The following is a 14,145-nucleotide window of genomic DNA, read 5'->3' on the forward strand; positions in this document are numbered from 1 at the left end:
GCATCAGCACCATGGCATTTAACCTCAACGGTTTCAACTTCAACCAGAGCATCATCGACTCACAAGGTCACGTGATCAACACCTGGGCTGATGTACTAAACCGCGCTAACTTAGGTTTCGAAGTAATGCACGAGCGTAACGCTCACAACTTCCCTCTAGACCTAGCTGCTGCAGAAGCTACTCCCGTAGCTTTGACTGCTCCAGCAATCAACGGTTAATCTCAAGTTGGTTTAATCAGCTTGATTAGAAAAAAGCGCTCTCCAGATGGGGAGCGCTTTTTTGTTTGAGAAGTGCTAGATAATTTCTGGTTCTCAAGGGGTGACAAGGGAGCTGTAAAGTAGAGAGAATAATGCTTTAAGCCAGTCCTATCACCCTTCACCAGCAACAATTTCAGATTTTGCGGATTTTACAAATGAATGATTTAAGATTTCTATAGATACACTTACCCTGGTATTCTAATGATCCTCTATGCAACTCTAAACTCCAGTTATTATGAAGTGGATTCAAAAGTTATCATTAACAGTAGTAACAGCAGTAATCATTAATTTAGATGTGAGCGTATTGGCTCAAAGTTTACCTGTTGCCAAGAAACCAGAACAGGTAGGTTTTTGCTCCGATAAACTTGAAGCTATTACTGACGACTTGCAAAATCGTGTAGATAAACAAGAAATTGCTGGTGGTGTTGTAATCATCGCCCGTAAAGGTAAGATTGCCTATCGTCAGGCAGTAGGTTTACGGGATATTGAAGCTAGTGATTCAATGAAGCCTGATACTATTTTTCGGATTGCATCCAAGTCTAAAACTATTACTGGTTTTGCAATTTACCTACTTGCGTCAGAGGGTCTGATTGATTTAAAAGATCCCGTTTCTAAATATATTCCCGCTTTTGACAATATGAAGGTTGTGGTACCAGGTTCTTCAGGACAACCTAATGATTACAAAACTATAGGAGCGACTAATAAAATTACAATTGAACAATTGCTTAACCACACATCAGGGATAGATTACAATCTCAAAAATCATCCTATTCTTGGTCCGCTTCTTGGTCCGCTGCTAAAACAAGCCGAAATTTATAATGGCATTTCTACTAGCCAAGGTACCATCGGTGATATGGTTGGTCGTCTAGCTAAATTACCCTTGCTGTTTGAACCTGGTACGCAATTTAATTATGGGCTAAACTCAGACATCTTGGGTTATTTAGTAGAAGTAGTATCGAGACAGACACTGGCTGAGTTTTTACAAGAAAGAGTTTTTCAGCCATTGGAAATGAAAGATACTTCTTTCTATGTACCCCCTGCCAAGCGGAATCGTCTTGCAGCAGTTTATATCCCGAATTTTGAGAATGGTGGTTTGATTCGCATGGGTACTACACCTAAAGAAATCCGACCTGGTGTGATCATGGATGAAGCTTACCCCTATAAAAGTGGAGATACCTATTTCTCTGGTGGTGCTGGTCTTGTTTCTACCCCTGATGACTATGTTCGTTTTCTGCAAATGCTGCTTAATAAGGGCAAGTTGAAAAGTCGAGATGGAAGAAAAATAGTTCGTATCGCTAAAGCAAAAACAGTCAAAAAATTCCTCTCGGTTAGAGACAACGACAAGGAAGCAAATGAAGTTTTTCAAGAATTATTTAATATAGCTGGTTATAAATTCACAAATGGCTTTGTTGTTAAGGATGATCCCAATGCTTCTAATAAACCGAGTTCCGTAGGTTCGTTTCAATGGGCAGGTGTATATAACACTCACTATTTTGCCGATCCAAAGCGGAAGTTAATTGGTGTTGTTATGACTCAACTTTTTCCTTATGTGCAAACTGATCTAAGGCATAAATACGAGTCCTTGACATATCAAGCTCTTGCTCCGAATTGTAAGGCTTTAGTGTCTGAGTAGTGTAGCTGACTTTTCCTTGGTAAAATTCCCCTAATCACTTTGATCCCGACGCTCACCAACCATAGGTAGAGCGCCGGACATCTAGCCTAAAGGTTAAAAGGTGAAGGTAGTTCTGAGGGTACCGATAACTACATCATCATTGTCAGAACTTTGGTTAGGATTCAAAAGCCAAACTACACCAGGAGTAACGGAGATGTTGTTGTTGACTTTGTACTTATAGAAAGCTGAAAGCTGATAGGCAAAATCATTGTCAAAGTCACTGTTGCCATCATCTAAATCCAGTCCTCTGAGGGTTGGTGCCGCACCACCAAAAATTCCGGCCAGATTACCTTTTTTGCCCACATCGGGGAAAGCGATACCAGCAGCAAAGTTCCAAATTTCCGCATCACCCAAGCCAATCAACTCAGCATCGGTGTAGCCTGCCCAGCCATTGAGTACGATGTTGGGGGTAAGTCTCAAAGAGGTTTGAACACCGAAAGAATTACTTTCCACTTTTGCGCTATCAAAGTCAACCGTGCCTAAACTGGTAGCATTCCCCAAGGCTGCTGGATTGAGATTAGCCAGGGCCGTGCCAGTACCCCCTAGAATTAAACGGGGTCGTCCATCAGCATTATCTTCGTAACCCCGAATGTAGGTGAATCCAACCTTGAAATCACTACCATAAACCAACTGAGCGATCGCAGAAAAGTTGCCATTGAATAGACCCTGGCCTTCTTGAGGATTGCTAGCGGTGTTGGAGATGTAACCTAAATCAATCCGAACATCCTTGATGGGCTTGATGGCAAGGGCAGCCCCAGCACCGAATGGCCCAATCCGATAGATGGGATTACGTTCAGCAAAACGGGTAATAGCATTGGAACCACCAGCACGACCTTCAAAGAAAGGGTTAACGGTATCGGCGTAATAGTGATGGAGTGCTCGGTTAGCCAACAGTTGAACCGTTACCTTATCCCCGAGCGGGAACTTATAGCGCAAGATATCAATAATAACGTCATTACCAGTTGGTCCATCGTAGGTAAAGCGACCTTCTTGAGTTCCGGCCAGCTCACCACCAGCCCCTGTGAACAACGTTGGTACATCCCCAGCTTGGAGACGGGTTAGGAGCGCATCCTTACCGGTAAAGCTGGTTACGAAGTTGAGACGAGTCCGGTTGTGAAAAACGGTTTGAACATCATCAGCATCCCCTCCAAAAGCATCAGCTAAAGCAAAGATCACCTCACCCTTGAGTTTAGTGGTGGTGGAAAACTGATGGTCTTCTAAGAAAGCTACCCGTCCTTCTAGGTTATCTACTCGTGCCCCTAGGGTAGCCAGTTCTGTTTCAAACTCTTGTACTAACCGTTGTAGACTTTCCAAATCCTCACGGGTGATAAAGTCTGCCGTGACACCCCCCAGTAAACGCTCAATCTGGTTCAAACAGGCATTCAAACCAGCAGCAAATTCGTAGCGAGTCAAGGCTCGGTTACCTCGGAAGGTAGCATTGGGATAACCAGCAATACAGCCGTAGCGTTCTACCAAAGAGCGTAATGCTTCATAAGCCCAATCTCCAGGAGAAACGTCTCTGAGTTGAGACACATTAGTGACTTGTTCCATGGAGTCATCTTCTACAATCTCTCCATTTAGTTGAGAAACACCAGTCACCGGTCCCATCAAGTTATCCTCGACAGTTTCCCCATCACCGTATGACGTAACTGAATCACTAGCAGAATTACCGATAGTAGAATTACTGATAATAGAATTATTGATAGTAGAATTACTGAGCTCAACCGTATCCCCAGTAGAGGCATCAGCCAGTAATGGTAGATCAGAGGGAAGAACGGACTGAGTTAGGGAGGTGACCTCAGGGAGTGCTTCTATCGTCAGTGTTTCTACTGTAGTGGTAGGGTTGACAGGGGATTCTTGAGAGATTGTCTCTTCTGGCAAAGCTTCCTCAGTTGCTGCTACCGCTGAGGATGAAATCAATAGGGTTGCCCCAACAAATAAGGTGGGGGACTTTAGCACAGAGAGCCACAAATTTTTTGATCTGTTCACAGGTTTTCCTCACACACAATCAGGGTTTTGATAGGTACGCTCTTACTTGGCTTTGGCGCATTAAATTAGCGCTTTGGTGCGCGCCTCTGGATCAAGTCAACACGACTACCGTCTCTTCTCGGGGGTGTCACTAATTCACGACAAATTGATTACAACATGGCACACGGAGATAACAGATTAGGAAATACCAGCTTCAGAATTCTGCTAGTTCTTCTACCCATCTCCCGATCCCATCATGGTCGTTTGTCCTGACTTAGTCTCATTTGAGCCCTTTTTGATCAGTTTTTGATCAAGGGATAGTTTAAGAGACGATTAACTTTACCGATTTAAGAATTACCTTGGATGGAGGTTTTTTTTGTATTTTTTAATACAAAAAATTTCGGATTGATGAGCTTAAAGCATAGTAATTATGCAATTATGACAATAATTTCCGATATTAAATCAGTCTTAACCGCTTTAATCCAAATTTTTGATATATTATATATATTTATTTTAATAAATACTATTATAAGTAACAATAAACAATTAGTAAAATTGGAATTGGGAAATAGGTAACAGGGAATCGGAAACAGGGGCAAGAGTGTCGGAAGTCTGGAAAGGTAGACACAACAGAGGCAAGAGCCAAGACGAAAACAGAGAACGGTGAAGGGGGATCAGTCGGTAGTGCCTGATTTCGTACTGAAGCTGGAGAAAATCTGGTAAGGCATTAGTCCTGTCAGCCCTCAGTTGCATCCACCATCTCATCTAGGTCATTCGATGTTGTTATTTTCCTAATAGCATTCTTTGGATCAGTAACGCCTATAACTTAGGGGCTTACGCCCTATGATGTTTGATCAATACAAAAATTGAATAAAGTTTTGCTACTATACTTAGAGTGTATCACTTTTTTTGAGCGAGCGATTAAGTGGAGAGCTAAGTAATGACATTTATCAGCCCCAAATTTTCTGAGCATAATATGGTAAACTCTCATTTTTATTTACGATAAAAAAGCACCAACATTAGCTATATATAAAATCACTAACCTCTTATAATCATGCACTTTTATGGCCGCTAAGGACTTTTACCATGAAGTAGTCAAAACAGCTCTCAACAAGGACGGTTGGACTATTACTCATGACCCTCTAGTTCTAGAACTATCATCTGGTCGTCTTGAGGTAGACTTAGGAGCAGAACGTTTAATTGCTGCTCAAAAAGATCAGATGCGAATTGCTGTAGAGGTCAAGAGTTTTTTAGCACCTTCTACTACCTCATAATTTCACACGGCACTTGGACAATTTCTGACACTATTATCGCGTTGTTTTAAAGGTAACAGAGCCAGGTAGAGTACTTTTTCTAGCAGTACCGAGCAAAGTATATCGCAACTTTTTTCTGGAGGAGCTAGGACAGTTAAGCGTAAAAGAGTACAAGGTAAAACTACTAGTTTTTGACCCAAATGAGGAGGTAGTTGTACAGTGGAAAGATTGAACCAGTATCGGGAATGGATTCAGCAGGTTTTAGATCGACATAACCAGTTTGTACCTTCCTATGGTGAGATTGAACAATTTACAGTTTTTGACCACAACGATGATCATTATTTACTAGTAACAGTTGGCTGGTCAGGTGACCGCCGAGTTTGTGGTTCGTTGATCCATATTGATATTAAAGGAGAAAAAATCTGGATTCAACATGATGGTACTGAGGTTGGTGTAGCCGATGAGCTAGTAGAATTGGGAGTACCTAAGTCAGAAATTGTCATCGGTTATCATGACCCCAACGCACGTAAGTTGACAGAATTTGCAGTAGGATAAAAGGCTCACGGAGTGACAACAAAGCTCAAACCTAGATAGGTGTTAGGTTTTAGGTTTTAGGTGTTGGGTTAAATGAGCGCATCGGTGTCATTTGTATTTCCCAGCAATTGAAGCAATTTTCACCATACAACGTCAATGATAGTTTTAATCAATCCACCCGCAAGGGCAATTTTACCTAACACCTAACCCCTAAAACCTAACCCCTGTAAGATTTTAAAGAGCGCTTGTCACCCCCTGAGTATAAAAGGTGAGTTATGCCTGAGTTGTACCTGAGTTGGGCTAAGTCACTAGGAAAGAGCGTTATAGTTTGAGTAGCTCATCTAACCTAGACCATGCCACGCTCACTGAGAGTTCGCCCAGAGTATATTGACCAGGTCAAACTAGCGGTTCAACGTAACGGTTTTTCTCGCCAGAAAGATTTAGCTGAGGAGTTATTGATATCTCTATCAACCGTCAATAATTATCTCAATGGCAGACCTGTAGATAACCTGAATTTCAAAGAAATTAGTGAAAAACTGGGGCAAGACTGGAATGCGATCGCATTCTTTGACGAAAATACTGGCAATGATACGTCAGCCCATGGGACAGTAAATCCAGAAGTAGTGATCACACACTGCCCTGAGGAAGACTCTTCATTGATTTATGTCCAACGTCCTCCCATTGAACAGTCTTGTTATCAAGCCCTTTTAGGTCCCGGTGCGTTGGTCAGGATTAAAGCCCCAAGGCTGATGGGAAAGACATTGCTCATGGTGAGAATGTTGGATCAGTTTGCCGAGAAGGGCTACCGAAAGGCCTATGTAAATTTTCACTTAGCCCATAGCAATGACTTGACCGATGTCGATCGATTGTTCAAGTGGTTTTGTATCAGTGTTGGCCAAAGCTTGAAGATACCGAATCGGTTGAGAGACTATTGGGATGAAGACTTTTCCACGGCTAAGGTAGATTGTACCGAATACTTTGAGAACTATCTTCTGCCTGAAGCTGGCGCTCCCGTGATTTTATGTCTCGATGAAGTAGACCGAGTTTTTCCCTACCCTGAGGTAGCTTCAGAATTTTTGGGATTGCTGAGGGCTTGGCACGAACGGGGGAAAGTGGAACAGGTATGGAAACGGTTGCGGTTGGTGGTTGTCCATTCCACAGATGTTTATATTCCGCTCAATATAAATGAATCGCCCTTTAATGTGGGAGTGCCCATTGAGTTACCAGAATTTACCCCCGAACAAGTCCAGGAATTAGCCCGACAACATGGACAGGATTGGAGTGAATCCCTTGTGGAGCAACTGATGGGGATGGTGGGAGGTCATCCTGATCTGGTACAGCAAGCCTTATCTCACTGCCAAATCCACGGTAATCACTCCCTGGCGCAACTGTTGCAAGCGGCTCCTACAGATGCTGGCATCTACGCCAACCACTTGCGACATCTGTGGCGGATGCTGCAACCACACCCAGACTTGGCCAAAGCACTGTTACAGGTGATTGATGCTAACGCTCCTGTGCATCTGGACTTGATAGCCGCCTATAAGTTGTACAGCATGGGGCTAGTCAAAAAGCAGGGCAATCAGGTCAGGCTCAGTTGTAATTTATATCGACAGTATTTTAGAGACCGCCTAGGGGAACTGCTATGAGTACAGGAGCCTATCAAGTTGGGGGATGCCTACCACCGGATGCTAGTACTTATGTGGTGCGTACCGCTGACGGGGAACTTTACGAGCAGTTGCTGGCTGGAGAGTTTTGCTATGTCTTGAATTCCCGCCAGATGGGGAAGTCTTCCCTGAGAGTGCGAACCATGAAACGGCTGCAAAACCAGGGGGTGGCTTGTGCATCCATTGATATTACGGAATTAGGAACCCAACAGGTTACCCCAGAGAAATGGTATGGCGGCTTAACCAAAACCCTGATTAACCGATTCGGTCTACAAGAAAAATTATCATTTCGCAGCTGGCTCAATGAGCACAAAGATATTCCCCCAGTACAGCTTTTTCGGGAGTTTATCGAAGAGGTATTACTGATCCAAATTGCCGAACCGATTGTTATTTTTATTGATGAAATTGATAGCGTTCTGCAACTGGCGTTTAAAGATGACTTTTTTGCCCTAATTCGAGCCTGTTATAACAAACGGGCGGAAAATTATGCCTATAATCGCATCAGTTTTGTGCTGTTGGGGGTGGCGACACCAGGGGATTTAATAGCAGATAAAGACCGCACCCCGTTTAATATTGGCCGAGCTGTTGAGTTACATGGCTTTCAACTCCATGAAGTTGAGCCATTAGTCAAGGGGTTGGAGGGAAACGTCAGCAATCCCCAGGCTGTAATCCAGGAGATAGTAAAGTGGACAGGAGGACAACCGTTTCTTACTCAAAAGCTTTGTCAGTTGGTGGTGAGTTCTGGGTGTTGGGATCTCCCCCAAGTCTTAACAAGTTTAGATCCCCCCCAACCCCCCTTAACAAGTTTCGATCCCCCCCAACCCCCCTTAACAAGGGGGGAGAAGGATAAAGCATGGATTGAGAAGCCCTTAACAAGTTTGGATCCCCCCCAACCCCCCTTAACAAGGGGGGAGATGGAGAAGGAGTGGATTGAGAAATTAGTGCGATCGCATTTTATCGACAACTGGGAAGCTACCGATGAACCGGAACACTTGAAGACCATACGCGATCGCATTCTTTGTAATGAGCAACGGGCTGCCTATTTGTTGGAATTGTATCAGCAGGTCTGGCAGCAGGGGGAAGTTGTTGCTAATAACAGTTTTGAAGAGGGCAAGTTACAGTTATCTGGGTTAGTGGTCAAGCACAGACTTGGAACCTCTCCAGTGCTTAAAGTCTATAACCCGATCTACCGTGAAGTCTTTAATCAGGACTGGATTAACCAAGAATTAGCCCACTTACGTCCCTATTCCGAAGCCTTTAGGGCTTGGGTAGCCTCGGATTGTCAGGATCAGTCACTATTGTTGCGGGGTCAAACTCTAAAGAATGCTCAAGCCTGGGCCAAGGGTAAGAATTTAAGTTATCAGGATCAGCAGTTTCTGGCAGCAAGTGAGAAAAAGCAGATAGAGGAGCAAATTGCTCAAAAGGAACGAGATGCAGAATTAGAGAGAGAGAGGAAAGATAGGGAAGCAGCCCAGAAGAGAAATCTGGTACTAACTGAGGCGAATCGCAAAGCAAAACGACAGATGCGTTTCGGGTTGGGTGTGTTAGTCTTAGCATTATTGGGAGCTGGGATTTCTGTAAAAATAGCAGCAATTCGAGTGGCAAACGCAAATCGCCAGGTTGATTCTGCCAAAATAGAACGTGACCAGGCAAAGCAAGAATTTCAAAATGTCTCGCAGCTATCTGAACTAGCTGTAAAACTTTACAAAGCCAATAATCGCTCTAAGGCAAAAAGAGCCAGAAAACAAGCAGCTCTCTCCTTTGAGATTCAAGACTATGAACTCAAACAAGCCATGCTCCTGAGTAATATTTCCATTGCTTATCAGCAACTTGAACAGTTTGATCAGGCAAAAAAAACTGTTTCAGAGAGTTTAAAACTATTAGCAAATTCAGATAACATAAAGTCTCTAGAACACTCAATTATTCTTGCCCAAGCTCTCACTACTAAAGGGTGTTTGCTGGCAACTCAAGGAGATACTGAAGGAGCCTCGTCTGCTTACGCTAAAGCTTTTGATACTATCCAATCTTTAGGTAGTGATTTAACCAGTATAAATCCAGCTCTAAAAGTTAATTTTATAGAGATTGTAGAGAGTGTTTATAAAGAGTTTATTGGGTCGCTTTTGGACTGTAAAGAAACTGGCTCTAACCAGCAAACTCTCATAAAAGTTCGTCAGGTTATTGAATCTCTCCATTTGACTCAACTCAACAACTTCCGTGAGATAGTTCCCTTGAATCATAATCTCATCGAAATTGACCAGATTGATTCCCAAGCAGCAGTAATCTATCCTATTATTTTGGAAGACCGTTTTGAAGTAATTCTTCACTTGCCCGGTCAACCATTACACCGCTACTCAACACCTTTATCTGCAGAAGAAGTTGAGGAAACGCTTAGCGATTTTATCGACTTATTGCCTCAGGTACATAGAAAATCATGGCGTATATTCTCCCCAAAAGTTTACGAATGGCTGATTAAACCAGCAGAAACTAAGTTAGCTAAAAGCAGCATCAAAACTCTCGTATTTGTGTCCAATAGTGGGCTAAGAAATATTCCCATGGCAGCTCTCCACGATGGTGAGCAGCATTTAGTAGAAAAATATGCCATTGCTGTCACCCCCGCTTTACAGATACTAGAGCCTCAGCCCCAGAAACAAAAACCTTTAAAAGCTTTGATTGCTGGAGTTTCTGAATCCCGCCTAGGTTATCCAGCATTACCCTTTGTTAAGGTGGAGGTAGAAAAAATTAGCTCAATCATACCGAGTTCAATCCTACTCAATCAGAGCTTCACTAGTACAGCCCTGGAAAACGCACTTAACTCCTCTTACTTCCCTATAGTTCACTTGGCAACCAATGGAGAGTTTTCTTCAGAAGATACATTTATATTGGCTTGGGACAAAAAAATTACAGCCAAGGAATTTGAGAAGTTACTGCGTTCAAGAGAACAGGAAAAATTCGACCCGATTGAATTACTTGTTCTCAGTACTTGTGAAGGTGCTCAAGGGAATAATCAAACACCTTTTGGATTAGCAGGATTAGCCTTAAGGTCTAGAGTACGCAGTATTATCAGCCCTCTGTGGGCTTCTGACGACGAAGTCACTGCTGTGGTTATGGGTCAGTTTTACCAAGAATTCACTCAACGGAACGTTACCAAAGCTGAAGCCCTGCGCCTTGCTCAGTTAAGTATCTTGAAAGATGCTAACTACGACCATCCCTATTGGTGGGCACCCTTTGTTCTAATCGGTGACTGGCGGTAAGGGGCTATGACAAGGATGTTGGTGTGGGGAATTCTTGATTAGACCTCTCCAAAAACATAAAATCTCTAGGAATTGATCAGCTTTCCACTGCTCCAAGGAATGCTATCAAAAAATTTCCCTTTCTGGTCAAACCATTTTGATATTCATCAATGCCATATTTATCGTTTCATCTATCCTCTACTTTAACAACATATACCGAGTATATAAAATATCATAATATTAAACTAGATGCCTTTTTAAAATAGTTAATTGGTTTGTTAAACTATCAGTAAAAGCTCAATCACAAGCATCCTAGCCATGTTCAGCACCACAGTCACCGATACCGGGCAAATCACTCTCCCCGAAGAAATTCGGGAGCATCTTAACCTTGTCAGCGGTAGTAGGGTTGAGTTCGTTATTGACGAAGACGGTCAAGTGAAAATCTTTCCTCTCAATGTTCCAGTGGAAACCTTATCAGGGATCCTGCATCGACCAGGGAAAGAACCAGCTAGCCTCGAAGACATGGAAAGCGCCATCTCGGAGGGAGCCAATGATTGGGATTGACACCAATATTCTTGTTCGGTATCTCACCCGCGACGATGAGCATCAATGGCAACAAGCCTCTGATCTGATTCAAAAGAACCAACCCTGCTTTGTTACAAACATCGTTTTGTGCGAACTAGTTTGGGTGCTCAGAGGTGCAAACTACGGTTTTAGTAAAGACGAAATCATCAACACCCTAGAAGCCATGCTACATAGTGCCGCCTTCAAATTTGAAAATCGCTCAACCGTCTATCAAGCTCTACAGCGATACAAAAAAGGTAAAGCAGACTTTTCTGACTATTTGATTGGGGCAACATCTCGTCAAGCTGGTTGTATAGAAACAGCAAGCTTTGATCGCAAGCTGAAGGGTGAAAGGGGGTTCCGTTGGCTGAAGTAGCAAAAGCCAGCTAACCCTACGTTGGTGCGGAGGTTAATTAATGATCGAAAAAGATGGGGATAGGGACAATCAGCCATCTGTGGTAGTTAATTGATGATCTTAGTCAGGGGTTTGCTCAATTCCACAGAAACGGTAATCATAAAACCGGATAGTAGAGCCCTGATGTTTTTGACTTCAAGTTCTTTTAGCGGTTCAACAACCCAGTGACATTAAGTATCAGCCACTGGATACTAACCACATTGCCTTGAGAGTCACAGAAAACAGACACAGACATATCAACGGCTAAAGGTTTACCTTGCCGTGGACACAACACCACTTGCCAGTCCTTGAGCTGTTGCAATTCCTGGAGCTCGTGGAGTTGGTGGTGGAACCGATGAGACTCAGCGTCACTGATAAAGCTCATCAGCGGTTTACCGACCAGATAATACTGCTGTACGTTGAGTAGACTAGCCGCTGCATAGTTTGCTTCTTGGATAATTCCTTGACCATTGGTTACCAGGTAACCCTCAGGAGCCAATTCAAACAAATTATGGTAGTGCTGTTGCCGTGATTCTAAGACAGCATAAGCCGCTTGCAAAGCCTCATACTTCTCGCTGAGTTCTTCAAAACCCGTAGAGAGTTCCTCTAGAGCAGCATAGAGCAGATCCGGCTGTGCGTAGGATTGCTTAGTATCTAGTGATTCAAGTTTGAGGCACTTTTGAGCTGGAATTTCGTGCTTGGTAAAGTCAAAGCCTGGATTTGTGTTCAGTGAACTCAGAAGTGCTTTGAATACGGGATCGTCGTTTATATTCACTCGTATTTCTCCATCCACAGAGCAAGTCTAGGAACAATTAAGGCTGGACTACTCAACGGCCTTCTGCCAAATCGTCCCCTAGGGTTCGCGAGTGTACTTGATGCTAGCAAATTTTTGTGGCAAAATCATGAAGCAAACGCCCAGAATTGGCTAATAAACCACGCTTGCTCCGCAATATCTTTGCTTTTTATTGATTTTTCTGTTTTCTCTATGCCATGGCTCAGATCGGCTCTCCTCAATTAAAATCCGCCTTAGGGATTTGAGTTAAGAGGTAGCCCACTTCTGAATTAAACCACAAGTATAGAGTATAGCACAAAAAAATGCAAGCGTTAGCAACCGTAAGCCCTGAAGGCTTGACGCCCCTAGACTAATGGGAATTTACTGATAATTTACAATGGGAATTTTTTCAGGGCTGCGATCGCATGCAAGCTCACCGAGTGATCTGAATCTGCGACCAAATCTTTCAGTAATGGTATTGATTCACATTGAGCTAATTGTCCTAGGGACATAGCTAGGGTTTGTTTGATTTGCTGATCTTCCGTAGCCACTTGCCCTGATTGACAAAAGTCGATCAAAATCTCAGCCGCTTTGGGTTTCAAATAGTCTGACTCTACCATCCCCAGGACGCTAATGATTTCCCGACAGACTGGTGTGGGTGCCTCCCTCAGCACTGCTTGCAACTGTTGTAGGGAATTGCTAGTAAACTCCCAACTGAAAGCACGGGCAATCTCGATTTGTAAACTGATTGGTGTAGCTGGTGACTGGAGTGCCTTTACTAACGCTTGATGGGCTTCCAAGGTAGCTAAACGCCCGAGTGCGATCGCAGCTTGGTGGCAAACCTCCAAATTCAGGTCATAAAGCAATGGTTTAATCCGCTTGACTAGATCTAAATCTGGCAACAGAGTGCGTAGTAACCCTAGACCAATCACCGCTTCTTTCCTCACCGCTGCCACGTTATCCGTTAAGGCGTTCAGCAGGACTGGAGTAATTGAGGGTGAGCGAAAATTACTGAGGGTTTCAATAGCAGTAGCCCGTATTTCCCAGGTGGGGTCATTAACCACACTCAGCAATGGCTCAATCACTTCCGGACGGTGAATATGAGCGAGGGCTTGCACTGCCAATAATCTGGCCTCTGGGGATTCTGGGAAACAGCTTAAAGCCGCCACTGCTGAAGTGCCAATGTTGGCCAGTGCCTCAGAAGCCATATAGGCTAACTCTTCATCCTCACCATCCTTCAGCAATTTGACTAGCACCATCACCACTGCCGGGTCATCAAACTGACCTAAGATTCGACCAGCAAACCAACGGACTTCCAAATCTAGTGCTTCATCTTCTAGGATGCTGATCACCGGAGCAATAACAGCTTTCCCCAGTTTTGGTAGCACCTTTACTAAATCCCATTTTTCGTGAAAATCCCCACTCTTGAGCACTTGTAATCCCAGACTCAAGGCTAGGTTAAATTCTTCATCATTTAACCGCTGCTGTGTCTGACCATTTTTCCCTAAGGACAACTGCTGAAGATGGTGAGTTAGTAATGAAAAATTTTCCTGCTGTCCAGCAAGACTGGCTTGTTCTAAAATGTTCAGCATTGTTTAATCGTTGCCTCACGGCAATAAAAAATTAACTGCACCAAATTAAGTGCATTTGACTACTATTCTCGATAGGAGAGGAGACTGATCCGACGAACAGCTGATTTTCCGACCCGAATATCGGACTCCAATTTAAGCGTTCTCCAACCAAAGCCTAATTATCAAATCAAAAATGTATTCAATGCAAAATTTTGATGCATAATATTCATTTTTATAAATTATTTGTAACAAAAGCTACGATGTCT

Annotated in this window: 11 protein-coding genes and 2 pseudogenes; 9 read left to right on the top strand and 4 right to left on the bottom strand. The window is 43.3% G+C overall.

Annotated features, from left to right (window positions below):
• Positions 1 to 218: pseudogene (locus AC4II3_RS25165) on the top strand (photosystem II q(b) protein); the annotation flags it as partial.
• Between the two features lie 274 nt (positions 219 to 492).
• The gene (locus AC4II3_RS25170) at positions 493 to 1,890 is read left to right on the top strand and encodes a serine hydrolase domain-containing protein (protein ID WP_488011655.1); all 1,398 of its coding nucleotides are present in this window, start codon (positions 493 to 495) and stop codon (positions 1,888 to 1,890) included.
• Positions 1,891 to 1,983: 93 nt separating this feature from the next.
• On the opposite strand, the gene AC4II3_RS25175 is transcribed toward AC4II3_RS25170, so the two are convergent.
• Entirely contained in the window at positions 1,984 to 3,918 is a 1,935-nt protein-coding gene (locus AC4II3_RS25175; protein WP_488011653.1) for an iron uptake porin, read from the bottom strand.
• 525 nt (positions 3,919 to 4,443) lie between these two features.
• The gene (locus tag AC4II3_RS25180; protein ID WP_488011651.1) at positions 4,444 to 4,650 is read right to left on the bottom strand and encodes a hypothetical protein; all 207 of its coding nucleotides are present in this window, start codon (positions 4,648 to 4,650) and stop codon (positions 4,444 to 4,446) included.
• 311 nt (positions 4,651 to 4,961) lie between these two features.
• Here AC4II3_RS25180 and AC4II3_RS25185 point away from each other — a divergent pair, with 311 nt between their 5' ends.
• The 7 genes and pseudogenes from AC4II3_RS25185 to AC4II3_RS25215 all read left to right on the top strand — a co-directional run bounded on the left by AC4II3_RS25185 (position 4,962) and on the right by AC4II3_RS25215 (position 11,518).
• Complete coding sequence (locus tag AC4II3_RS25185) at positions 4,962 to 5,171, top strand: element excision factor XisH family protein (protein WP_488011649.1); 210 nt, start codon at positions 4,962 to 4,964, stop codon at positions 5,169 to 5,171.
• 91 nt (positions 5,172 to 5,262) lie between these two features.
• Positions 5,263 to 5,382 (top strand): annotated as a pseudogene (locus AC4II3_RS25190) (element excision factor XisH family protein); the annotation flags it as partial.
• Positions 5,370 to 5,705, top strand: coding sequence for an element excision factor XisI family protein (locus tag AC4II3_RS25195; protein WP_488011647.1), 336 nt, complete (start codon positions 5,370 to 5,372; stop codon positions 5,703 to 5,705). The pseudogene AC4II3_RS25190 and the gene AC4II3_RS25195, both read left to right, overlap by 13 nt.
• A gap of 332 nt (positions 5,706 to 6,037) precedes the next feature.
• The gene (locus tag AC4II3_RS25200) at positions 6,038 to 7,330 is read left to right on the top strand and encodes an AAA-like domain-containing protein (protein WP_488011645.1); all 1,293 of its coding nucleotides are present in this window, start codon (positions 6,038 to 6,040) and stop codon (positions 7,328 to 7,330) included.
• Positions 7,327 to 10,599, top strand: a complete 3,273-nt coding sequence (locus AC4II3_RS25205) for a CHAT domain-containing protein (protein WP_488011643.1) — start codon at positions 7,327 to 7,329, stop codon at positions 10,597 to 10,599. Before AC4II3_RS25200 ends, AC4II3_RS25205 begins: the two co-directional genes overlap by 4 nt.
• A gap of 297 nt (positions 10,600 to 10,896) precedes the next feature.
• Positions 10,897 to 11,142: an AbrB/MazE/SpoVT family DNA-binding domain-containing protein gene (locus tag AC4II3_RS25210; RefSeq protein ID WP_488011641.1), complete on the top strand. Its 246-nt coding sequence runs from the start codon at positions 10,897 to 10,899 to the stop codon at positions 11,140 to 11,142.
• On the top strand, positions 11,129 to 11,518 hold the full coding sequence (locus AC4II3_RS25215) for a type II toxin-antitoxin system VapC family toxin (RefSeq protein WP_488011639.1): 390 nt from the start codon (positions 11,129 to 11,131) through the stop codon (positions 11,516 to 11,518). The genes AC4II3_RS25210 and AC4II3_RS25215 overlap by 14 nt, the downstream gene beginning before the upstream one ends.
• 184 nt (positions 11,519 to 11,702) lie before the next feature.
• Here AC4II3_RS25215 and AC4II3_RS25220 read toward each other — a convergent pair whose 3' ends face one another.
• Positions 11,703 to 12,311, bottom strand: coding sequence for a PAS domain-containing protein (locus AC4II3_RS25220; RefSeq protein WP_488011637.1), 609 nt, complete (start codon positions 12,309 to 12,311; stop codon positions 11,703 to 11,705).
• Positions 12,312 to 12,700: 389 nt separating this feature from the next.
• On the bottom strand, positions 12,701 to 13,900 hold the full coding sequence (locus AC4II3_RS25225) for a HEAT repeat domain-containing protein (protein WP_488011635.1): 1,200 nt from the start codon (positions 13,898 to 13,900) through the stop codon (positions 12,701 to 12,703).
• Between the last annotated feature and the right edge of the window lie 245 nt (positions 13,901 to 14,145).

This window comes from Moorena sp. (assembly GCF_982860115.1).

What these genes read in the sequence shown, in the direction of transcription:
- AC4II3_RS25170 (WP_488011655.1), top strand. Translation starts at nt 493, where the DNA reads ATGAAGTGGATTCAAAAGTTATCATTAACAGTAGTAACAGCAGTAATC.
- AC4II3_RS25180 (WP_488011651.1), bottom strand. Translation starts at nt 4,650, where the DNA reads ATGCAACTGAGGGCTGACAGGACTAATGCCTTACCAGATTTTCTCCAG.
- AC4II3_RS25185 (WP_488011649.1), top strand. Translation starts at nt 4,962, where the DNA reads ATGGCCGCTAAGGACTTTTACCATGAAGTAGTCAAAACAGCTCTCAAC.
- AC4II3_RS25200 (WP_488011645.1), top strand. Translation starts at nt 6,038, where the DNA reads ATGCCACGCTCACTGAGAGTTCGCCCAGAGTATATTGACCAGGTCAAA.
- AC4II3_RS25205 (WP_488011643.1), top strand. Translation starts at nt 7,327, where the DNA reads ATGAGTACAGGAGCCTATCAAGTTGGGGGATGCCTACCACCGGATGCT.
- AC4II3_RS25210 (WP_488011641.1), top strand. Translation starts at nt 10,897, where the DNA reads ATGTTCAGCACCACAGTCACCGATACCGGGCAAATCACTCTCCCCGAA.
- AC4II3_RS25215 (WP_488011639.1), top strand. Translation starts at nt 11,129, where the DNA reads ATGATTGGGATTGACACCAATATTCTTGTTCGGTATCTCACCCGCGAC.
- AC4II3_RS25225 (WP_488011635.1), bottom strand. Translation starts at nt 13,900, where the DNA reads ATGCTGAACATTTTAGAACAAGCCAGTCTTGCTGGACAGCAGGAAAAT.